Origin of the sequence: Brevibacillus sp. Leaf182 (assembly GCF_001423865.2) — a bacterium.
In the GTDB taxonomy this organism is placed as follows: Bacteria; Bacillota; Bacilli; order Brevibacillales; family Brevibacillaceae; genus Brevibacillus; species Brevibacillus brevis_C.
Map to the genome: position 1 here is coordinate 105600 of NZ_LMPN02000030.1, position 22102 is coordinate 127701.

General features: G+C 46.7%; 23 protein-coding genes. 15 read left to right on the forward strand and 8 right to left on the reverse strand.

Features of this window, described 5'->3' with window-relative positions; all coding sequences use genetic code 11:
- The first annotated feature begins 7 nt into the window (after nucleotides 1-7).
- From hutG to ASG16_RS21190, 3 genes are all read left to right on the forward strand, one after another.
- Nucleotides 8-976 carry a formimidoylglutamase gene (hutG, locus tag ASG16_RS21180; protein ID WP_056485753.1) on the forward strand — a complete coding sequence of 323 codons (969 nt, stop codon included), beginning with the start codon at nucleotides 8-10 and terminating at the stop codon, nucleotides 974-976.
- Nucleotides 977-988: 12 nt separating this feature from the next.
- Nucleotides 989-2176 carry a sodium/glutamate symporter gene (gene gltS, locus ASG16_RS21185; RefSeq protein ID WP_048033862.1) on the forward strand — a complete coding sequence of 396 codons (1188 nt, stop codon included), beginning with the start codon at nucleotides 989-991 and terminating at the stop codon, nucleotides 2174-2176.
- A 459-nt stretch (nucleotides 2177-2635) separates the two neighbouring features.
- Nucleotides 2636-4210 carry an FAD-dependent oxidoreductase gene (locus tag ASG16_RS21190; RefSeq protein WP_056485756.1) on the forward strand — a complete coding sequence of 525 codons (1575 nt, stop codon included), beginning with the start codon at nucleotides 2636-2638 and terminating at the stop codon, nucleotides 4208-4210.
- An 81-nt stretch (nucleotides 4211-4291) separates the two neighbouring features.
- Here ASG16_RS21190 and ASG16_RS21195 read toward each other — a convergent pair whose 3' ends face one another.
- Nucleotides 4292-4873 (reverse strand): AAA family ATPase, encoded by a 582-nt coding sequence (locus ASG16_RS21195; RefSeq protein ID WP_370444411.1) that lies wholly within the window; start codon nucleotides 4871-4873, stop codon nucleotides 4292-4294.
- A gap of 124 nt (nucleotides 4874-4997) precedes the next feature.
- Here ASG16_RS21195 and ASG16_RS21200 point away from each other — a divergent pair, with 124 nt between their 5' ends.
- The 3 genes from ASG16_RS21200 to ASG16_RS21210 all read left to right on the forward strand — a co-directional run bounded on the left by ASG16_RS21200 (nucleotide 4998) and on the right by ASG16_RS21210 (nucleotide 6759).
- Nucleotides 4998-5471 (forward strand): hypothetical protein, encoded by a 474-nt coding sequence (locus tag ASG16_RS21200; RefSeq protein WP_056485762.1) that lies wholly within the window; start codon nucleotides 4998-5000, stop codon nucleotides 5469-5471.
- A gap of 29 nt (nucleotides 5472-5500) precedes the next feature.
- Complete coding sequence (locus ASG16_RS21205; protein ID WP_056485765.1) at nucleotides 5501-6088, forward strand: DUF3238 domain-containing protein; 588 nt, start codon at nucleotides 5501-5503, stop codon at nucleotides 6086-6088.
- 101 nt (nucleotides 6089-6189) lie between these two features.
- Nucleotides 6190-6759, forward strand: coding sequence for a GNAT family N-acetyltransferase (locus ASG16_RS21210; RefSeq protein ID WP_056485768.1), 570 nt, complete (start codon nucleotides 6190-6192; stop codon nucleotides 6757-6759).
- A gap of 63 nt (nucleotides 6760-6822) precedes the next feature.
- On the opposite strand, the gene ASG16_RS21215 is transcribed toward ASG16_RS21210, so the two are convergent.
- Nucleotides 6823-8283: a flavin monoamine oxidase family protein gene (locus tag ASG16_RS21215; RefSeq protein WP_056485771.1), complete on the reverse strand. Its 1461-nt coding sequence runs from the start codon at nucleotides 8281-8283 to the stop codon at nucleotides 6823-6825.
- 154 nt (nucleotides 8284-8437) lie between these two features.
- On the opposite strand from ASG16_RS21215, the gene ASG16_RS21220 reads away from it, so the two are divergent.
- The 4 genes from ASG16_RS21220 (at nucleotide 8438) to ASG16_RS21235 (ending at nucleotide 12274) form a co-directional block, all read left to right on the forward strand.
- Nucleotides 8438-8959, forward strand: coding sequence for a putative glycolipid-binding domain-containing protein (locus tag ASG16_RS21220; protein ID WP_241970807.1), 522 nt, complete (start codon nucleotides 8438-8440; stop codon nucleotides 8957-8959).
- Nucleotides 8960-9021: 62 nt separating this feature from the next.
- Nucleotides 9022-9408 carry a hypothetical protein gene (locus ASG16_RS21225; RefSeq protein ID WP_056485774.1) on the forward strand — a complete coding sequence of 129 codons (387 nt, stop codon included), beginning with the start codon at nucleotides 9022-9024 and terminating at the stop codon, nucleotides 9406-9408.
- A 17-nt stretch (nucleotides 9409-9425) separates the two neighbouring features.
- Nucleotides 9426-9896 (forward strand): macro domain-containing protein, encoded by a 471-nt coding sequence (locus ASG16_RS21230; protein WP_056485777.1) that lies wholly within the window; start codon nucleotides 9426-9428, stop codon nucleotides 9894-9896.
- A gap of 362 nt (nucleotides 9897-10258) precedes the next feature.
- A complete protein-coding gene (locus ASG16_RS21235) occupies nucleotides 10259-12274 on the forward strand; it encodes an endonuclease MutS2 (protein ID WP_056485780.1) in 2016 nt (671 codons plus the stop codon).
- Between the two features lie 70 nt (nucleotides 12275-12344).
- Here ASG16_RS21235 and ASG16_RS21240 read toward each other — a convergent pair whose 3' ends face one another.
- A complete protein-coding gene (locus ASG16_RS21240) occupies nucleotides 12345-12698 on the reverse strand; it encodes a HesB/IscA family protein (protein ID WP_056485783.1) in 354 nt (117 codons plus the stop codon).
- A 22-nt stretch (nucleotides 12699-12720) separates the two neighbouring features.
- Nucleotides 12721-13623 carry a UDP-N-acetylmuramate dehydrogenase gene (gene murB, locus ASG16_RS21245; RefSeq protein ID WP_056485786.1) on the reverse strand — a complete coding sequence of 301 codons (903 nt, stop codon included), beginning with the start codon at nucleotides 13621-13623 and terminating at the stop codon, nucleotides 12721-12723.
- Nucleotides 13624-13843: 220 nt separating this feature from the next.
- Here murB and ASG16_RS21250 point away from each other — a divergent pair, with 220 nt between their 5' ends.
- Nucleotides 13844-14479 carry a helix-turn-helix transcriptional regulator gene (locus ASG16_RS21250; RefSeq protein ID WP_056485789.1) on the forward strand — a complete coding sequence of 212 codons (636 nt, stop codon included), beginning with the start codon at nucleotides 13844-13846 and terminating at the stop codon, nucleotides 14477-14479.
- Between the two features lie 52 nt (nucleotides 14480-14531).
- Nucleotides 14532-15449, forward strand: a complete 918-nt coding sequence (locus ASG16_RS21255) for a phosphotransferase (RefSeq protein ID WP_056485792.1) — start codon at nucleotides 14532-14534, stop codon at nucleotides 15447-15449.
- Nucleotides 15450-15488: 39 nt separating this feature from the next.
- Here the strand turns inward: ASG16_RS21255 and ASG16_RS21260 are convergent, their stop codons facing one another.
- Nucleotides 15489-16826, reverse strand: coding sequence for a sigma-54 interaction domain-containing protein (locus ASG16_RS21260; protein WP_056485795.1), 1338 nt, complete (start codon nucleotides 16824-16826; stop codon nucleotides 15489-15491).
- A 482-nt stretch (nucleotides 16827-17308) separates the two neighbouring features.
- Between ASG16_RS21260 and fmdA the strand changes: the two genes are divergently transcribed.
- Both fmdA and ASG16_RS21275 read left to right on the forward strand, forming a co-directional pair.
- On the forward strand, nucleotides 17309-18490 hold the full coding sequence (gene fmdA / locus ASG16_RS21270) for a formamidase (RefSeq protein ID WP_056485801.1): 1182 nt from the start codon (nucleotides 17309-17311) through the stop codon (nucleotides 18488-18490).
- Between the two features lie 36 nt (nucleotides 18491-18526).
- Entirely contained in the window at nucleotides 18527-18832 is a 306-nt protein-coding gene (locus tag ASG16_RS21275) for an FmdB family zinc ribbon protein (RefSeq protein WP_056485804.1), read from the forward strand.
- Between the two features lie 62 nt (nucleotides 18833-18894).
- Here the strand turns inward: ASG16_RS21275 and ASG16_RS21280 are convergent, their stop codons facing one another.
- Together ASG16_RS21280 and ASG16_RS31670 are read right to left on the reverse strand one after the other, a co-directional pair.
- Entirely contained in the window at nucleotides 18895-19629 is a 735-nt protein-coding gene (locus ASG16_RS21280) for an SDR family NAD(P)-dependent oxidoreductase (protein ID WP_056485807.1), read from the reverse strand.
- 79 nt (nucleotides 19630-19708) lie between these two features.
- Complete coding sequence (locus ASG16_RS31670; RefSeq protein ID WP_082517149.1) at nucleotides 19709-19897, reverse strand: GrpB family protein; 189 nt, start codon at nucleotides 19895-19897, stop codon at nucleotides 19709-19711.
- A gap of 678 nt (nucleotides 19898-20575) precedes the next feature.
- Between ASG16_RS31670 and ASG16_RS21290 the strand changes: the two genes are divergently transcribed.
- On the forward strand, nucleotides 20576-21172 hold the full coding sequence (locus tag ASG16_RS21290) for a PepSY domain-containing protein (RefSeq protein WP_056485810.1): 597 nt from the start codon (nucleotides 20576-20578) through the stop codon (nucleotides 21170-21172).
- Between the two features lie 30 nt (nucleotides 21173-21202).
- Here the strand turns inward: ASG16_RS21290 and ASG16_RS21295 are convergent, their stop codons facing one another.
- Entirely contained in the window at nucleotides 21203-21976 is a 774-nt protein-coding gene (locus tag ASG16_RS21295; protein WP_056485811.1) for a metallophosphoesterase family protein, read from the reverse strand.
- Nucleotides 21977-22102: the final 126 nt, after the last annotated feature.

Genomic DNA, 22102 nt, shown 5'->3' on the forward strand with positions numbered 1-22102 from the left:
AGAAAGGATGAATAGCTTGCCAAAGAGTGTATCAGCAGATTTGTGGACCGGCCGGACTGACCATACGGAGAGACGAAGCAGTTTTCGCTATCATCAGATTGTAGAAATAAAGGACTTGGATACATTGCAAGCTGCCAAGGATCGCACAGTCGCTATCATTGGGTTTGAATGTGAAGAGGGAGTGAGACGTAATCAAGGACGATTAGGTGCAGCCAAAGCTCCAAACACAATTCGGCAAGCGCTTGCAAGCCTTCCTTGGAAGGTGAAGGAAGGAAAACGGATTGTTGATGTGGGGAATGTTTCTTGTCCAAACGAAGAGCTAGAAGCTGCCCAGGAAGAGTTGGGGAACGCCGTCTCTGCCATCTTTTCCAAAGCCATGACGCCCATTATTTTAGGTGGAGGCCATGAGACATTGTATGGACATTACGTAGGTGTCCGAAAGCATATTGGAAAAGAAGCTTCTCTGGGCATTATCAATATTGACGCTCATTTCGATTTGCGTTCCTATGAAGTTCAGCCTTCATCGGGGACGATGTTTCGGCAAATACTAGAACATGACAAAAATAGTAGCTATTTTGTGTTAGGGATTCAGCGTTTCGGAAATACGCAGGAGCTATTTGATAAAGCAGATGAGCTCGGTGTCCGTTATGTGTATGAAGAAGAGATGACAGACGCACGAATGGATGAAATTACTTTATCTGTAAGCGAATTCATCGAAAAACACGATCATGTCATGCTGACGCTATGTACGGACGTTTTAAACGCAGCTTTTGCACCGGGAGTAAGTGCTCCATCTCCTTTTGGCTTAACACCAATGGTTGTCCGCACTTTGATCCGTACCGTTGCCGCTCATAAGAAAACGCTTTCTTTTGATATTTGTGAAGTGAACCCGATCTTAGATGAAAACGGCAGAACAGTAAAGTTAGGTGCTTACTTGACGAATGAAGCCATCATGGGATTACTAGAGAACAACTAAGGGGAGACAACTATGACGTTAGCGCTTAATCAAGTAACGACGATTTTTCTCGCAGTAGCACTTCTCGTATTAGGTACATTCCTCGTAAAAAAGGCTAGTTTCTTGCAAAAGTTTTGTATCCCGGCACCAGTAGTTGGGGGCTTGTTGTTCGCTATCATTGCAACGGCTTTGAAAGCGACCGGAATTTTACAAATTACATTGGATACTTCCTTGCAAAGCTTGTTCATGCTCACGTTCTTTACTACCGTTGGATTGGGAGCGAGCTTTAAGCTGATCAAGCTTGGTGGTAAGCTGCTCGTTATTTACTGGATCGCCTGTGGATTTCTGGCTTTGGCACAAAACGTAATTGGTGTGTCTTTGGCTTCCGTGTTCGGCATTCATCCATTGATCGGGATGATGGCAGGGGCTGTTTCCATGGAAGGTGGACATGGAGCTGCTGGCGCTTTTGGACAAACGCTTGAGGATATGGGCATTCAATCTGCGTTGGCGATTGGGATCGCAGCAGCTACTTTTGGCCTTGTAGCAGGGGGCTTGGTTGGCGGACCGACTGTGAAATATTTAGTTGCCAAATACGATCTGAAGCCGACGGAAACCGAAGAAGTAGTAGAGACAGTAGAAGAAAAAGGACAACCGATTCACTCGAATACCTTCTTCATCCAAGTCCTGCTGATTACATTCTGTATGGCATTGGGAACGTATTTGGGAGAATTGTTCTCGACTGCAACCGGATTTGTTTTGCCAGGTTATGTGGGAGCGATGTTTGTAGCGGTGATTGTCCGTAACATCGTAGATAAGCTCAGTCCAAAGGCAATCGACATGAAGAGCATTAACCTGATCAGTGATGTTACGCTAGGAATTTTCCTGTCCATGGCACTGATGAGCATCAAGCTGTGGGAAGTTGCCGATCTTGCGCTTCCAATGCTCGTGATTGTCTTTGTTCAAGTAGTATTCATCGTTTTGTTTGGGATTTTCGTCCTGTTCCGTTTGCTTGGCAAAAACTACGACGCCGCAGTCATGGTCGCAGGCTTTACAGGACATGGTCTGGGCGCTACACCAAACGCAATGGCGAATATGGCGGCAGTAACCGGAAGATTTGGTCCTTCAAGAAAAGCATATCTGGTCGTTCCGATCGTAGGTGCCTTCCTGATTGACGTGTTCGCAATGCCGATCATTATTACCACGATTAATTTGTTTAAATAAAGACGATTCAAAAATCCCTTCATGCTGGAGAAAGTCGAGCTGGAGGGATTTTTTGTGTTTATATTCACTTCTGCATGCTCTCTACGGCTTAGTATTTTACAAATAACAGAAAGAAAAGGAAATGATTTCTTGACTGTTCGCGTTGTGTTCGTATATATTTAAATAGGAACATGTGTTCTTGTTTTTGGAGAACTTTGCAAAGATAATCTTACCCAAAAACTTAAATTTCAGGGGCGCGATGTGGGATGCTGGTTTGGCTAGAGACAGCAGGAAGGGGATGAAAAGGGGCAGCAACTCTTAAGCAAATTTGAGGCACTGATGCAGAGAGTCAAGGTTTGCACTAGTAGAAGCTAATGGATAAAAATTTAGTTTTTTTTGCGAAAATTGTAACGTATTGTCATTTCTTGCGTATTAATTGGCAGAAACAAACAAAAAGCGGAAAATGTGGAGGGAAGAAGAATGAGAGAACTTCATGCTGATGTGGTAATCATTGGGGGAGGTACTGGTGGCTGCGCAGCAGCACTGGCAGCAGCGAAATCAGGAAAATCAGTCATTATGACGGAAGAGACCGATTGGATTGGCGGTCAATTCACGAGTCAAGCGGTACCGCCGGATGAGCATCCATGGATCGAACAGTTTGGTTGCACGCGCAGCTATCGTACATTCCGTGACAGCGTTCGTGACTATTACCGTAATCATTATCCAATGACGGCAGAGGCACGCGTCATCCCGAATCTTGACCCTGGTAACGGTTCGGTAAGTCGCCTATGCCACGAACCAAAAGTTGCATTAGCTGTTTTTTATCAGATGCTTGCTCCTTACATTAACAGCGGTAGACTTACTATTCTGACGAATCACAAGCTGCATGCCGTTCGCATGGCTGGTGATAACGTGCTGTCGATCACAGTAGAAGATCGGAAGCATCATGATTTTCATGAACTGGTAGCACCTTATTTCTTGGACGCGACTGAATGTGGAGATGTACTCCCGCAAGCCGGCGTAGAATACGTACTTGGCGCTGAATCAGTCGATCAAACAGGAGAGCCAAATGCTGTTGTCGGGCCGCCGCAGCCAAATGATATCCAGGCGTTTACGTATGTCTTTGCCATGGACTATTTGGAGGGAGAAAATCATACGATTGCCAAGCCGGAAACGTATGACTTCTGGCGAAACTACAAAGCAGATTTCTGGCCGGACAAGCTGCTCAGCTGGACAGGCTCCAATCCGCGAAATACTGCTGAATCAGTACGATATGAGCTATTCCCAGGTACTAAATATTTCCCGCTCTTCACGTATCGTCAGGTTGCTGACCCGAAAAACTTCCAAACCGGTTTGTACAAGAGTGGCGTATCGCTTGTAAACTGGCCGCAAAATGATTACTGGCTGGGCTCGATCATTGATGTGCCAGAGGAAGAGCGTCAGCGTCACCTCTACGGTGGTAAACAACTGAGTCTCTCCCTTCTGTATTGGATGCAAACAGAGGCTCCTCGCCCAGATGGTGGACAAGGGTATCCAGGACTGCGCCTACGCAAGGATGTAGTGGGAACAGAGGATGGACTGGCGATGTATCCGTATATTCGCGAATCCCGCCGGATCAAAGCGGAGTTCACCGTATTGGAGCAGCATGTGAGTGCATTTGTCCGCAAAACAGGCAAAGCAGAAGCCTTCGAAGATTCTGTTGGAGTTGGTAGCTACCGAATCGATCTACATCCGAGCACAGCGAACCGCAATTACGTCGATGTGTCTACCTATCCGTTCCAAATTCCGTTGGGCAGCTTAATCCCTGTGCGTGTAAATAACCTGCTGCCAGCGGGCAAAAATCTTGGGGTTACGCATATTACAAATGGATGCTTCCGTCTCCACCCAGTAGAGTGGAACGTCGGTGAAGTAGCTGGTTATTTGACAGCGTATTGCTTGCAACATGGCCTGACTCCACGCGCTGTCCGAAATACTCCTGATGAACTGAAAAAGTTCCAAGCGTTCTTGTACACGGAAGGCGTAGAGTACTTCTGGCCAACCATGTACGCAGTGTAAGAAGTTAGACGATCTGGTTGCCTGAGTTCGGGATTTCACCGAACTCAGGTTTTTTTATGATGAGAGAAAGATCAACCAACTTCAAGGCAACTGAGTGACATGAGGGGGCTTTCGATAAGCAAGCCGCAAGATTTCCTCGACAGTTTCCTGAGGCGTCTGCTCGGAAGAATCGATCCACATGCCAAGTTTTGGCGTTTCGGTCTGCAAGATTTTATTGAGGTGTGGAATCGTCCAAGCCCCATACCCCGTTTTGGAACGGGAAGCTTCTCTCGCTTCAATCGTTTTTTCATTTGGCGTGAGTACGACAACATACAGCGGACGATTCCGAATCATTTCAACAAATTCGCCCAAAAAGGGGCCGATCACAACATCTTGTACAACGACATTAAATCCTTCTTCAAAAAAAGTGTCTGCCGTAGAGGCTGCTATTTTGTAGCGCAACCGTAATTGACGAATGGCTTCTTCTGACGGTTCAGGCATATATTCCTCTCTGCCATTTACAATCATTCGTCGGAACGAATCACCACGCAGATGAACGCCTCGAGTCAGCTTTTCAGCAAGTAACTGGGCTACTGTTGATTTTCCAGAAGCCATAATCCCCGTAACGAGAAAAATACTTCTGTCTGGAGTGTAAAGATTGGCATTCTCTTGCAACATCATCATCCCACCTTACTCATGCGATTTTATGTGAATTCTTTTGTGGTAATCCTTGGATAATTCTCGTATTTTAGAATCATAACATGGCGGTCATTGTAAAGCGATTAAGAAAATGAGGGGATACTTTATCATGATAGGTCCTATTTTTTTGCGCGGGGAATTAATAGAGAAATTTCGGGAGCATCTATTGAATGTGTCATATCATCAGGTCATTCATCAAGGAATAAGCTGCGTTGACAACGAAATGAAGAAGGTAAGCACGGATGATGTAAATGAGATCATCAATCAATTTGTACATGCGCGTTTCCCTATTGTTTGTTCTGCTGGGAGTAAAAGCTCCATACCATTTTGGGACTACCATCTCGCCTTACAATATGACGAGGATAAGAGAACAGCTATCATCTGTGAGCTACTCGTGCGTGAACCAAATCAGGATCATTGTAGAAAAGCGTTACTCATGGCGTATTATTTATTGGTGAATCCGAAGATGGGCGTAGAAAGGATACAAGCCCCCATGAATCTGTCCAATTTGGCTGATTGCAAAGAATTTGAAGCTATCTGCATGGAGTTCGTTCCGCGCCAAAACACTACATATTTGTCTTAGAAGAACAATCACACATGGAGGTGCCAGGTATGGTGAACCTGATCAAAATCAGAGCGAGTGTATTTATCCCCCTGTCATGGACGGAACCGAGGACGGATCCGCAAACAGGAAAAATCATTCAATTCGAAGGCGATTCACGTGAATTTACCCCGTATGCTGTTAACACCATGCGGTCCAGAGTCGAGCAAGAGGTTGTCGTAGACTTTATGAAAAAAGAAATGTTTACTTATCAGAACACGGGAATCACAACAGAGAAGATCACGAATCCAGATGGCTCGATTCATTTCCGAAAAGGAAAAGCGAGTACTGAGAGCATTCTGTGCAGGAACATGGTATGGAAATCGGATGAAGAAGTGAGCTTTGAAATGAGCGCAAGTGCGAGCAATCCCCTGAATGAGCACGCGCCTCCGGTTGATTACTTATTATCGGTAACGGCGAAAAGGGATGGTTTTGTACAGATCGAAGGAGCGCATGATGGCTTCCCTTGCTTTGAATTTTATAAGCAAGCGGATTTTGGGCCGTTTGAAACGATTTATACTCATGATTTCCGCGAAACAGGTGATACTCCGGCAGCCCTGGCTGGAGAGATGGAAAATCACTTTCGTAAGATACTGTAGACAGACTGCTGCGATCGTTCTGGTCCTCGGAAAGAGGAGGAGCAACGCACAAGCAAGTCACCAAACATCTCCCATCCTACGTTTGCGAGGAGGTTCTTATCGTGAGTAATCCGACTATGTTCAATCAGTTCCCACTCATCGAAACAGACAGATTGATTCTTCGACAACCTGATCAACAAGACATAGAAGATATTTTTGAAGTGCTGTCACATGAAGATGTGGCGAGATATGTAGGGATAGCGAGGTTTCAATCGATAGCAGATGCTGAAAATGAACTTCGATGGTATCGAGACTTATTTGAACAAAAACAGGGACTCAGGTGGGCGGTCACGGATCGTTCCACTGGAAAATTTCTTGGTAGCTGCGGCTACAAAAATTATCATGCTGTACATAACAAAGCGGAGATTGGATATGATCTGAATTTTTCGTGGTGGAATAAGGGGATCATGTCGGAAGCATTGCGGCCCATTATCGCGTACGGTTTTACGCATATGCATCTAAACAGAATAGAAGCAGACGCAGATACCCGAAATACGGCCTCCATCCATTTGCTCCAAAAATTTGGCTTTCAAGTGGAAGGAATCCATCGAGAAACGGAATTTGAAAATGGGATGTACATTGATCTTGTGAAGCTGGCACTGCTTCGAAAAGAATATGAGTTGAACTCGTAAAAGAAGCGTAGTCGATAAGAGACGGGGGATTGTACGGAATCTTTCATCGTACAGACCCCCCGCTCATTTTCTCCCCACCTCTACAGCCACTCGCAAAGCAGACTCAATCGCCCCTTGAATCCAGCCGTGATGTTCATTCGAGGTGTGCTCCCCCGCAAAATAAATTCTTCCCTCCGGCGTACCAATGTAGGGAGTTAATTCTGTCTCCTGCAATGGCTTGAACAAGGCAAAGGCACCAGCAGCATGAGGCTGCAATGCCCAATTATGTGTAATCCCCGTAACGAAGGTAGTGTACACCTGCTCTCCATGAATGTCAGCCAGATGCTTTACCGCTTGCATCACTTGTTCTTCTTTCGACATGCTGAGCCACGGAAGGTCGTCATCCTCCCAAGTGTAACTGACCAATACGACACCCCCAGGCTGATCAAAACCATGGTTGGGAAAGTAGGAGAGGCGAATAGGCGTATCCGTTACGGTTTGTCCGTGCCTTATTCCCTGTGCTTCCCAGAAGCGCTGAGAAAACTGGACGCCTATTTTGGATGAGGAAACATAGTGGAGTTGACGAATGGCTTTCCATTTTTGATAGGAAAACAGGTCGTACGGTTCAACCTGAACAAACTGCAAAACGGTAAAAGGGATGGTAATAATCGCAATATCACCAGTCATCTGAAACAGTTCGTCTGTGTCGGTACGCACGCCAGAAATGGTAATTTGATTTCCCGTCTGGACGATTCGCGTCATTTTATGCCGGAAGTATATATTGTCCTGTAATATGGGGAGAAATGCCTGTGGTAGCTGGTCAAATCCCCCTGCTATTTCGTAAAAACGTGTAGAAGGATCGAACAGGATGAAGTCTCGTAAAATTTCGGGAAAGGCGAGCTCAGGGAATCCCTCGAAGCCAGTCATGACCTTGATCATATCGATAGCGGGGGCGGATAAGGAAGGGCCAACAGGATTGAAGCGCAAGAATTGATCCATGGAAAAACGATCATATTTTTGAACAATGATGGGCCAGTTCGTCGCAGGATTGAGTTTGATGAAGTCAATGACAGGACGAATGGCTTGCCCGGCTAAGTCATTGAAAGTACGGCCTTTTTCATGTGGCGCTACAGGGAAGCGGAGGATGTCGGGATCGCGTTGATAGATCCAACGTCTTGTTTTGATGCCATTTATTGAGATGATGTCGTTCGGAGAGTTGTTGATAAACGGATGTAGGGGAAGGGAGAATTTCTTCACGTATGCCAGGGTAAGTTCGTGTGTGTGAGGAATACGCATGGCGCCAGCTTCTAGATAATGGCCGTGGGTAAAAGGAGAGCGCAATGTGTAAACTCTGCCGCCTATCCTGTCCGCAGCTTCCAAAATCGTTACGTTGTGTCCCGCTGCTTTTAGCAATGAGGCTGAAACAAGACCAGCTATCCCCGCCCCGATGATGATGATATTGAGGGGGGAGTGCGTTCGTGGGAGACCATTGCGAATAATGGACAGCATGTCAGGTTGTGTGAAGGAGAAGGAGGGATTATCCATCAAACGTCCCCTTTCCATTATTTTCCGGTACTATAATCTATTCCGTGGATGACACAGGTATGCGTTGAGTAAGCCGATCATACAGAACCCTACCATTTTCATCCAAGAAATGATAGGATGGAGAAAAGGGGAACAAATGATCGGAGGGGTTTGCATGTTACCAGCGAATGTTATCTGGAAACCAACGACAGGTGTCGGATATGAGCACTTGAGAATACGGGAGGGCTCGAACCGAATCCACGTAAATAGTATGGTGATCGGGAGGCTGGATGACGCCACTCTAACACGAATCCAATATGAAATTGTCCTTGATTCAAATTGGGTCACGCGAGAGGTTTCACTAGCAATCATGGGCGAAGAAGGAGCTTTGCATCTCTCATCGGATGGCAAGGGAAATTGGACGAACGAGGTGGGCGAGCCCATTCCTGAGCTCTTTGGCTGTATTGATATCGATATTTCTTGTACGCCTTTCACGAATACACTGCCGATCCGCCGGTTGTCGTATTCTCCAGGGGAGCCACAGTCTATCCAAGTAGCCTATTTCTCAGCCCATGAGCTGACGTACAGACAAGTGCAACAGCAATATACATTGCTCGAAAGCAATGGGGGCTCTTTTGTCTATCAATACCGGGAGGAACGTTCGTGGAGAATATCACGGTCGATACAAGTGGGTTGATTCTGAACTATCCAGACCTGTTTATTCGTGAGCAGGTGTAGGGAGCAAGGAGCGTGTCTAGCATGGCTGAAAGGTTTATTGCGGGGATACTGGCCAGTTTTTTATTTACATTTGGGATTGCACTTCTGTATTTTCAGGATCGATCCTCAGTTCTTCTCGTTGCGATGTTTACGTTCCCAACGGTGTTTTTGTTAGGGATTCCGCAATCTCTCGCCATTGATTGGGTCATGAAGCGATTACCATGGAACAAGGGAAGTCTCCTTTTCCTACTGGAGGCGCTACTGTACATCGTGGCTGGAATCATTGCAACCATGATGCTTTTCTTAATCGTTACGCATACCTTTAAGCTGCTTCTCAAGTTTTATGTCCTGGGCGTAGCTGCATCTTTGCTTTATTTTGTTTGTCTGCGCTTCTTAAGGCGTAAAAAGAAATCCCTGCATGTAGCATAAGGAAAGGAGCGAGTGCCATGAGTGAATGGGTACAAGTCGTGTCAGGCAACATTTTAGAAGCTACGGAAAATATCATCGTGCAGCAGGTCAACTGCATGGGTGTGATGGGAGCAGGGCTTGCCAAGCAAATAAGAGCCAAATACCCAAGCGTTTATACAGAATACAAACGGCATTGCGAGCAGTATACGGATGCACGGGGAGACCTCCTTGGACAAGTACAGCTTTGCCAGGTTGGGGAGGGGAAGTACATGGCCAACCTTTTCGCACAGCTCGGTTATGGAAAAAAAGGAGTCTACACGAAATATGACATGCTGCAAAAAGGATTGGAAGAAGTTCTCGCCCTGGCGAAAAAAGAAAATCTGACCATTGCCATTCCATACGGGATCGGCTGCGGTTTAGCAGGCGGGGACTGGGATGTGGTAAGAAAACAGCTTGACGATATTTTTGCTGGTTATGGCGTGAAGGTGTACAAATTCGAAGCGGATTGACGGCAGAGGATCATATGCGCTATAGTGGAGAGAACCATATCTAGGGAGAGATGTTGATGTCGGCGGTCGTTCTTAACTAAAGCAATTCCATAGTAAAGGTCTTGATTCATCATTCGAAAATTTTGCCATGAAGCAAAGTTTTTTTGTGCTGGGTGATAATCGGCCTTGGAATTAGTTAAGAACAACGGATATCATACAATGCCTTAGGTGAAAACCCTATCATTGCGCCCAAAATCCGTGCTGTGTTCAGCGCGTTTTTTTATTTGGTTGCGTTTTGTTTAGGTATCCCAAAAAAGGGCGGAGAATGACATTTGTTCATTCTTCGCCCTTTTTTATTTTGCATAAAAAAGGAGAAATCAGACATGAATGAAAAAGCATTACAGCGTCTCGAATACGACAAAATCAAAGAAAAGGTAATGGAATACGCGTTATCGTACGCAGGGAAAAAGCATGTAGAACAAATGATGCCGCTGGATTCTGTCAAAGTAGTGCGAAGCAAGTTGGACGAAACAGCAGAAGCCAAGAACATCCTGCAAAATGGAGCTAGTGTACCGATTCCAGCGCTGGAAGGGATGGAGAAGATCCTTTCCCTCTTGGGGACGGGATATGTATTTGGGGTAAACGATTTTACAAATCTGTACCTGTTCCTAACGAGTTGCTCACAGCTAATGAAGTACATGGCGACAAAAGCACAATTGGCGCCACGCGTAAGCAGCTATGCAGCATCGATGTACGACGCCACAAAATTGAAGAACGAAATCGAACAATGCATTCGTCATGGGCAAGTTGTCGATTCCGCCAGCAAAGACTTGTTGAAGGTGCGTAAACGGATTATCGTATTTGAAGAGCGTCTGAAAAGACAACTGGATTCCATCATGAACAAATATCGTTCGATCATGCAAGAAAATGTCATTAGTACACGCAATGGACGTTATGTCATTCCCATCAAAAAAGAACATCGCAAGCAAGTGGCTGGTAGTGTTTTAGATGAATCGGCGAGCGGTCAAACCGTCTATATGGAACCGACGGAGATCAGCACCGTACAGTTTGAACTCACAGCACTCAAGGCAGAGGAAGAACGCGAAGTAACAAAAGTACTGATGCAATTGTCCGCGTTCGCAGAAGAATATACGCATGAACTCACCGTGAATGTCGAGACCGTTGGAATGTATGACTTCCTTTTCGCAAAAGCGAAGTACGCATTGGCAATCGGAGGTGCGAATGTCGAACTAAACGAAAAAGGGATCATCGATGTCAAAGAAGCACGGCATCCGCTACTCGGTCCGAAAATGGTGCCGCTGCATATGAAGATTGGTCGAGAGTACAAATCGCTTATTATTACAGGGCCCAATACAGGCGGGAAAACATTGACGTTGAAAACCATCGGGCTTTTAACCATGATGGTGCAGTCGGGTTTGCTCGTACCTGTACAGGAAGGCAGTCGCTTTGCCATTTTTCGCAACATCGCGGTAGATATTGGGGATGGACAAAGCATCGAGCAAGCGTTAAGCACGTTTTCCGCGCATATTCATAATGTCCTGGAAATCTTGCAGATCACTGATGCCTCGACCCTCGTTCTGATTGATGAGATGGCTACCGGTACAGATCCAGGAGAAGGTGTCGCCCTGTCGATTGCAATTTTGGAGGAGCTGCATCGAAGAGGCGCGACGGTGATTGTGAATACACATTTCAACGAAATCAAAAATTTTGCCTCCGCAACTGCCGGGTTCCAAAATGCACGAATGGAGTTCGACGAGGAGACCTTGCAGCCACTGTATCGCTTGCGAATCGGAGAAGCTGGCCAGAGCTACGCATTTCTGATCGCACTGAAGCTGGGTATCCCGTCTGAGATGATTCAGCGTTCACGGGAAATTACTCGGAATGGATTCACAACTACGACTTCCACTGCGGAAAGGCTGGAACAATACCAAGCCGTCGAGCAGGAAGAGAATGAGGCTCCCCAATACGTGGAGACACGGGTGATAGAAAAGTCGGAGGAAGTGGCAGTAGAAGGAGAAGCGGAGAGGCGTGAGCAATCTTCACAGGAGATTTCCGAAAAAGCAGCAGATACGCCAGCCACGCCTGAGCGAGACAAACCATTTGCTGTTGGTGATTGTGTATTCATTTCCTATCTGGGGAGAACCGGCATTGTGTTTGCTGCGGAGGACTCCAAAGGTATCGTTGGCGTCATGATTCAAAATCAGAAATATAAAATCAACAGAAAGCGCCTCGCCTTGCATATTGAGGGCAAAGAACTGTATCCGGCCGATTATGACATGGACATCGTTTTCGAGACAAAAGAGAACCGGAAGAAACGTAAAATGATGAGTCGCAAGCATGTCGAAGGATTATCGATCGAGACGAAGCGGGAGGAGTGATGAGTAAAGGCAAAAAGCCGATTTTCTCTAAGAGAGAATCGGCTTTTTGATGTTGATTGGAATCGGTGATTTACTCACATTTTTCTCTTTTCCCTCGCTGTAGGGCTGTACGGAAGCTACTTCCACAGCCACAGGTTGCGATTGCATTCGGGTTTTGGATCGTAAATCCACCCATCATTCCCGTCTCTTTGTAATCGATTTCGACGCCATCGACATACGGATAGCTTTCCGGATTGACGACCAGCTTCACACCATCCATCTCAATTGTGGTGTCGCCTTCTTGATACGTATCATCAAAGCCGAGTCCGTAGGTCATTCCGGAGCACCCTCCGTCCTTCACCCCAAAACGAATGAAGAGAGCAGAGCTTTCTTGTTCGAGCATATGTTGAATGCGAGTGACGGCAGCTTCGCTAATTTGAATCATCGTAAGACCTCCCTTTTTATGCTTACTGTTCACCTACGATCACAACCTCAGGTACAAGGAGAATCCCTGATTGGCTGTGAACCTTTTCCTGAATCTGTTTTATGAGTGTCGATACATCAAGTGCGGTGGCAGTACCGGTATTCATAATAAAATTGGCATGCTTGCTCGATACTTCCGCGCCTCCGTACCGCATGCCCTTTAGGCCTGCATCTTCAATAAGCTTTGCAGCAAAATGGCCTGGGGGATTTTTGAATACACTGCCCGCACAGTCAAACGGCAGAGGCTGTGTTTTTAAACGTTTTTCTTTATACAGGTTCCACTGAAGCTTGATGCTTTCGCTGTCGCACGGAGTCAGCTCAAAAACGGCTTCCGTGATAATGACAGTAGTCTCTTGCAAGGAAGAGTGGCGATAAGAAAAATCCAAATCTGCGGCACGCAAGGAGCGAATGGCTCCCGTTTGCGTGATCACTTCTGCTGAATGGAAGATGTCCGATATATCTGATCCGTTCGCGCCTGCATTCATATACACAGCGCCGCCGACAGACCCGGGTATTCCGCCTGCGAACTCCAAGCCACTGAGCCTGTGCTTGTTTGCTAATGCTGCAAGCTTGATCAAGGAGTAGGCGGCCCCTGCGTAAATCTGATTCCCTACGATTCGGGCATAGTCCAAAGCCTTGTTTAATGTAATGACTGCGCCACGATAACCCTTGTCTGTGACTAAAAGGTTGGAGCCCTTTCCCAGCACCATCCATGGGACGTGATGTTCATTCAGTATTTGCAGGACCATGATCAGTTGGGATTTACTGCTCGGTGTAATCAGTAAATCCGCTGGTCCGCCAATTTTCCAGGTAGTATGTGCCGCCAAAGGCTCCTGATAAGTCACTTCAATTTGTCGTTCACGGAGAAGGGAGAATACAGGTTTCATTCGTTTCACCTATCCTTCTTGGAAAAAAGCACCTTGCTCTACAATCACAGTATAGGCACTATTTTATATATATTCAACTAAAATGTTTAATAAATTGCAGTTATGTAGGTCTCACGATGGACAAAGAATGTCACTTTATAAACATGTTTGTTGAATTAGTTATACAAAGGACATATACTGTGAGCGTATCGTTCTTTTCCAATAAAGGGGCGAAGAGAAAATGGAGAGATATAGACATCTATCAACACGTGAATACATTCTATTGTTGCTGAAAAGGGAAGGGGAGCTCAGCACAAAGGATTTGCAAAACAGGCTGGAGCTCACAAAGGTAGCTGTCAGCAGGCAAATGATCTACTTGGAAAAAGACGGTTTTGTTGTGTGTAGAGTAGGCCGTCAAAAAGCAGGAAGACCGATGCACTACTACACGTTGACACAGCAAGGTAACGAACAATTTCCGAATGATTACGGGCAACTGGCCGTGGACTTGATGGAGCATATCGTGCTGGCAGACGGGGTAGACCGAGTGGATCAATTTTTCGCAAGACAGCAAGAGAAGATTATCCAGAAATACGAGGGACAAATGGAAGGAAAAGCGCTATCTGAAAAGGTGGCAGAGATGGCACGCATCCAAGATGACAATGGATTTATGGCGAGATGGGAACAGGTTAGTGATGAGGAATATATGATCACGCAGTACAATTGTCCCTATTTTAAAGTAGCAGATCGGTATCAGATGATCTGTGCAAGAGAGCTTAATTGTTACCAAGCGTTACTCCAGACGAGCGTAGAACGGACGGAATGTGTAGCAATCGGCGGAAAGAAATGTGTCTACCAGATCCGTGCTACACAATCGTAGCTGCAAGCATCATCACGGCAGATGAAACGACAAACGGGAGGGAACGAAAATAATGACCAACTCGAATCCATGGGATGCTGACTGGGAAGTATCTGAGCCATTGGCACGCGCACTCATCTTCCGTCAGTTTCCGCAGCTATCTTCTATGCCCATCAAGCTGATCGGCTGTGGTTGGGATAACGTGGTCTTTCGAGTGGGGAACGAATATGTTTTCCGTTTTCCCAGGCGGAATGTCGCTGTTGAATTGATCAAAAAGGAAGGGGTGCTGCTGCCAATGCTCGCGGCATTCCTGACGATACCGTATCCGAAGCCAATTTTTTATGGGGAACCAAACGAAGACTATCCATTCCCTTTTTTGGGGTACACGTATGTTCCGGGAACGTTTCCGAAAGGCTTGACCAACGAGCAGCGTGCTTCATCGGCAGTGGCACTTGCGACGTTTTTAAAAAGCTTGCACGCGTTTCCGCCCGAGCGTGCCCGCGAGAATGGGATCGAACATGATCACAGGAACCTGCTGGACATTGCACAGAGAAAAGAAAAGATGCAGACATTCTTGTCTACCTTATCTGTACATATTTCTGAAGAGGATCGGGATGCGATCGCGAATTATTTAGGGCAAGTCGTGATCGACCGAATAAGACCGTGTGAAGTGCTTCTGCATGGAGACTTGCATGTGAAAAATATGCTGGTAGATGAAGCTGGGCATATATCAGGCATCATTGACTGGGGAGATCTCAATGTGGGTCACCCGGGAGCGGATTTAAATGTGGCCTACAGTTTTTTACCGCCACAAGCCCGCCAGTCATTTTTTCAAGCGTATGGAGAAGTGGATGAAGAGACAAAAATATTGGCCAGGATGATGGCGGTGTACATTCCGATGCTGCTCTGGATGCAAGCTATTGATCATAATGACGAGGAAGTGGCAGAGGAAGCAAGAATGACGATAAGGCGAGCACTCGCCGACGAATAGGGCATCGGTAAAATGGTTCGGGGGACAAGCTGCTTACGCTCATCCCCCGATTTGCTTATCCAATCCTAACTCTTCCATTTTTCGATACAGGGTGCTTCGCGCAATTCCTAGCTTTTTGGCAGCGGCGCTGATGGACGGAGCTTGAGTGATGGCTTGCTGGATCGTCTGTCTCTCTAATTCGCGCAATAATGGCAAAGGTTCACCGGATGCTTCTTGCAGTCCATACTGCTGCTGCCATTCGCTCGGAAGATGGTGAGAGGTAACCCACGAATCACCGAACGCATGTAAAAAAGCTCTCTCCACGATATTGCGCAGCTCACGAATATTTCCGGGCCATGAATGCTGCTGCAAGATTGCCAGGGCAGATTCACAAATGCCTGTCGGACCACCAGCGTACTGGGTATGAAGCTGCTGGAGGAACTCGTCAGCCAAGGTTGCAATGTCTTCCTTGCGTTCGCGCAGGGGAGGGATGCGTATTTGCAGGACATTGAGTCTGTAGTAAAGGTCTGCACGAAACTGCCCATTCCGTACTTCTTCCTCAATGGAACGATTGGTGGCAGCGATAATCCGAATGTCCAATGACTTTTCTTCGTGAGAGCCCAATCTCGTTACTTTGCGTTCTTCGAGGACGCGAAGCAAAAGCACTTGAAGCTCCATACTCATTTCCCCGATTTCATCGAGAAAGAGCGTTCCTCCATTTGCTGCTTCAAATTTTCCCGGTTGTCCTCCTTTTTTTGCACCCGTAAAAGCTCCTTCTGTATATCCAAATAGCTCACTGGCGATCAGTTCACGCGGAAGTGCTGCGATATTGACTGCAAGAAATGGACCGTCTTTTCGTGAACTGGAGGAGTGGATGGCACGTGCCAGGACTTCTTTGCCACAGCCTGTTTCTCCGAGCAATAACGTATTCGATAGAGATTGTGCAGCGATACGCGCTGTATGTAGTTGGGCTTGATAGAGGGGACTACTCGTATGAATCTCTGAAAACGAATAGCTGCTAGTATTCTTTGACAAAGTTGACGTACATGGGCGAATAAAAAAGAGGCGATACCACGTCTTTTCCCCCAGATCGAGATCCTCCAAGTACCAATTGGTTAAGCGTTCTTGTTCCCAATCCGCCTCGAGGACAAGGCCTTCAACTAACGAAAATCGTTCTTTTGCCCGTTTGTTAGCAAACAGCACAACACGATCATCGCTTACGGCGATTAGGCATTCTTGGCTGTTTTCCGCCCATGCGAAAAGAAGACTCTTCCAATTGGGAACAGAATGGGATGCATGCACGAGAGTTGGAATCACATGATCAGTTTGGAGTGCAGAAGAACGGCGCGATGTGGAAAAGGATAGCGGGAAAAGTGGCAAAGAGCCATTTTGTAGCAAATGGATTAGCGCGTCCCTGATCAGAGAAAATTCGTAGGGTGAAAGATTCGCAGAGGCCTGTAAATGCTGATAGAGAGAATGAAAGACAGCATGAGAGATCGTGCGATGATGGGAACGCTCGATAACGGAGGAAGAATTGAAAGACGGGAGCAGCGTGCCGGCTTCAAAAATCGTTCTCGCACCCTTTCTTGGTTATAGTTTGTTTGTTCGATCGTGGGACAGGTGTCCGACAAGGAAGCGTGAAACAAACGACACACAATGACGAAAGCGATACAAGAGATGAGGGGCTTTTTCGGTCAAGGGCAGATCAACTGCATGACCTGTTTTGCGACAAGCTCTTTCTAATAAGTATACAGGAGAAAATAGCCAAAAGAATCGATATCATCAAATTTTTATCGGGACCAGCAAGCATTGGCATGTCATTTGCTTCTTTTTGTGCATGTACGGCATACGCCATTTTGAACAAGTGAGGGGGAAGCAGCATGCCAGAAGTTTTATTTCGAGTTGACTTGAACAAACCGATGGAGGAGCAGGATACACCTGGTCACAACAGATGGCACCCAGACATTCCTGCAACCGTTTCCGTGAATCCAGGAGCTGTTTTCCGCATGGAATGTAAGGACTGGACCGACGGGCAGATCGCTAACAACGATGACCCATCCGACATGCGCGATGTCAATCTCAATCGCGTCCATGTGCTCAGTGGACCTGTCTGGGTGAATGGAGCAGAACCAGGCGACCTCTTGGTTGTCGATATTCTCGATATCGGGGCACTCCCCCAATCGGAATGGGGCTTTAACGGGATTTTCGCCAAGGAAAACGGAGGGAGTTTCCTCGTCGATCATTATTCACAAGCGGCCAAGTCGATCTGGGACTTCCACGGCATTTACACGACCTCTCGCCATTTGCCAGGCGTCAAATTTGCTGGCATTCTTCATCCGGGCTTGATTGGTACCGCACCTTCCCACCAACTATTGGATCGCTGGAATCGAAGAGAAAGCGACCTCGTAGCGACAAATCCTGAGCGAATGCCGCCACTCGCGAATTTGCCGACCCCGCACAGTGCCGTGTTGGGCAGTCTAACCGGAGCCGAGTTTGACCGGATTGCCAGAGAAGCGGCTCGAACGGTCCCCCCTCGCGAACATGGCGGAAACTGCGATATTAAAAACTTGTCCAAAGGCACTCGCATTTACTTCCCGGTTTATGTAAAGGGAGCGAAGCTGTCCATGGGCGATTTGCATTTTTCACAAGGAGACGGAGAAGTGACCTTCTGCGGCGGTATTGAAATGGCTGGTTGGCTGGATCTTCATGTCGATGTCATCAAGGGCGGGATGGCGAAGTATAACATCGTGAACAACCCTGTATTCAAGCCGGGTCCAGTAGAGCCCCGCTATACGGAATACCTCGTTTTCGAAGGAATTTCCGTCCACGAGACGACAGGGCAGCAGTTGTACATGGATGCGCATGTCGCTTACCGTAATGCATGCCTGAATGCCATCGAATATTTGAAAACAGCGATGGGCTTCACAGGGGAGCAGGCGTACATGCTTTTGGGAACGGCACCGGTGGAGGGAAGAATTGCGGGGATCGTCGATATTCCGAACGCGTGCTGTACCTTATCAATCCCGACAAGCATTTTTGATCGAGATATTTTACCGAAGTAGCCAAGAAAAAGACCGCGAAAGAGGGAGCCAAATACGATGCCGAGATACGATTACATGTGCGAGGAATGTGGTCCATTTGTACAGTGGCTGAAGATGAGCGAGCTGACAGAGAGCGTTGCTTGCCCCGATTGCGGGCTACCGTCAAAGCGTTTGTATGCAGCCCCAGGATTGATCATGACACCGCAAGCGCTGCGCCAACGGATCGAGCGTGGTGTGGAACCCAAAATTGTGCGGAAGCAATCGCTTTCCCATGAGGGAGCGGGGTGCAGCCATGGGAGTCGCTCGCATGGAGGTCATACCCACAGCCGTGGGGGCAAGCGTCCCTGGATGGTAGGACATTAAACAGATTGATCAAAAGGGCGTTCATTCAGGCTGTAATCGTCTGAATAAACGCCCCTTTGCCATTACCGGAGATACCCTCCGTTGTTGATGTCAAAGGTCGCTCCGGTGTAGTGTTTGGACTTCTCCGATAACAGGAAAACAATGGTATCTGCCACATCCGCAGGCAAAACAGGGCTGTCGATGAGTCCATGAGCGAGATATTCTGCCCGACGCCACTCTGGTATGGTGTCCATCATCGGTGTGGCAACCATGGTGGGTGCTACCGCATTGACCCGGATATAGGGAGAGAAATTCATTGCACAGCTCTTCGTCAAGCCAAGAATCGCCGCTTTCGAGGTGCCATAGACCGCATCCGAGCTGCCCTCGATTCCGGATACAGAGGACAGGTTGACGATCGTTCCGCGTTTTTTTGCAGGCAAAAGGAGCTTCCCGAACATCTGTGAGAAATAAATGCATCCTTTTACATTAATCGCGAGAACTTTTTCAATCGTTTCGAATTCGTAGTCCAGAATGTTTTTCGCCAGGTAAATGCCTGCGTTATTGACGAGACTCGTACAATCCGCATGCTCTGCCTCGATATGCGCAAAAAAAGCCACGACCTCCTCGTAATTGCTGACATCTACACGATACGTATGCAGAGTGGCTGCTTGATCAATCTCTTCTTCCAGTGCTAGCAAAGCGTTCTGATTGAGGTCGCACGCGATGACAGTAGCCCCTTCTTGCAGGCATTGCATTACTACGGCTTTCCCGATCCCGGAGGCTGCCCCTGTTACGATTATTTTTTGATTGTTCAACATGCCTGTACCTCTTTCTGTCTGTGTTTTAGTAGAAACATAGGTAGAAAATATGAGATGTTCTGTTAAAATATATGATAATTTAGAAATATCCGTCTACATGTAAGATATTCGGATACTTGCTGGGAATGAAGAAGCAACCATATGCCAGCATCTCGCTGTTGTATGTATCCACCCGCGCAATGTCGCGAACGACTGGCAAGACATCGATTACAGGCTTTGCCGATAGTCCGCGTACCGAAGTGCTTCCGACGTGATGAATCTCAACCAGTTCGTGTCATAAGGACGTACCTCCATTTTTCGCGTGGCTTTCACTCCTTCTTCACATGCATGGTTCATAGGATATTAAGAAGCACTCTACAAGAATAGTAGAGTGCCTTTTTTCATTTCCGATTGCCTGATTCCGTATAGGCATATGAGATAGCTTGTGTTGCTTGTGCAGTTAATTGGATACGTGCTGGGTTTTTCACTTCCAAGGTCATAACGGACATGATGACTGTTTGCATGGTGACGAGAAAATAGATTCAAAAAAAGATGTTTTTCAAAAGTGGTGATTCCACGGAAAAATCGTTTCTCCTTCTCATGTAAGAAAAAATAGAAAGTCGTTAGAAACGATATGTATTACACTGCCATTCACGCTCTCTTTCGTAAGTCATCGAGTCGGCTGTTGTCCTCTCGATTGCTTTCATTATACGGATAAAAGCGGAAAGCACGCAAAAGCGCGGATGTTGCATTTGCGTCGATTTACAGCCGGAATGGATCATTTTTGCCAGTAGAAAGCACTCGCTCTTTTCGTTAATCGCTGAGGCTCACCGGCAATCATGAATTCTGTGAGAGGTCTCCTCTATTTTCTCATCAATTTCTAATCTCTCTCTTTTTTTCCCTTCATCTGTCCTTTTTATGATAAAGGAGATCAAAGAAAACCAGTGAAAAAAAGGAGCGAGATCATATGAAAAAAGTAGTCATGACCATGGTAGGAGCACTGATTGTAGGGAGCCTCAGCGTAACAGCGTTTGCACATAGCAACCAATATTACAGCGCACCGCAAAAGAACACTTCTACGGTGTACCTGCAAATCGACGATGATGTGAAACACAACTGGGCGAAGCTCGTGCGCATCACGCCTGAAAAAGCACTGAAAAAAGTTCGGGATACACAGTCTGGTATCATTACCGAGTGGAAGCTGGATGAAGAGGACGGTTTCCTCGTATACAAAGCAGAGATCAAAAACAAACATCAAGAGATTGACGTGTACGTCGATGCAATGACTGGGGATGTGTGGCAAACAGTTGACTACGATGACGACGATGATCATGACGACGACAACGACGATCACTGGAACAAACAACAAGTGAAAATTAGTGTAGAGCAAGCGAAAAAAATTGCTTTGGCTAAAGTGAGCGGCAACATCAAATCCATCAAGCTGGATGAAGACGATAACTACTATGTGTATGAAGTGGAAGTGAAAACGGCCAAAGGACAGGAAGTAGATTTGGAGATTTCCGCTACGACAGGCGCTGTACTGGATGTAGACTGGGACGATTAATCGATTCCGCTATCTTTCTCAACCGACCCTTTACGAAGTAGAGGGGCGGTTTTTTTGTGCCAGGGCCTCCAAAAATTCCATCGCTTCTTGAGCAGTAGGTATTTTTCGGACATTCTCTTCGGCAAATTGCTTAGCTTGCGGATAGTTCGTGGAAGCGATTTGTTTTGCAGCAGCCTCTACGTCATAGAGTGTAAAGCGATGCTCATAGCGGTCACCATCAAGAAGTAACCAGTATGCCCCTGGTTTGTCGGCAAACGGCATGCCCACACTCCCAGCATTGAGAATACGCAGATCGCCAAGACGACGTTCAAATTGGACATGTGTATGACCGCAGATGACTGTTCGTTGCTGTGTCCCCTCAAAGTAAGTGGCAACGACTGCATCCGATGTAAGGGGAGTGAAAATATCTTCATCATTGGTGGGAATGGCGTGGCAGAATAGCACATCCCCGAAATCTTCTCGTTCTAACGTGTAGGTAAGGGGAAGCTGCGCCAGAAAGTCGCGATGAGAGCGGTTCAATTGCTCCGCAACCCATGACGTGATTTCCCGCACAGAATCGGACATCTCTAAGGCCAGAGCCTCACCGTCAAAAGCGAGGACGACTTCACGATCGCCATTACCACGGATGAATTGCACAGGTATATCCAGTTGGAAGAGCATTTCAAGTGTTTGGACAGGCATCGGGCCTGAGATAATATCTCCTCCGATGACAATAAGATCAGGCTTTACAACTTCGAGTTCTGCCAATGTTGCATGTAGGGCAGGTACATTCCCGTGAATGTCATACAAAGCTGCCACTCTCATTTCACTTCGCCTCCCATTTTTTTCCGTATGATCTTCAAAACCTTATTTCCAACGATCGAGTTTGAACCTATAATGTATCTTGGGCATATCCTCTAAGTTATGGTATAATTTTGACGCCAAATTACG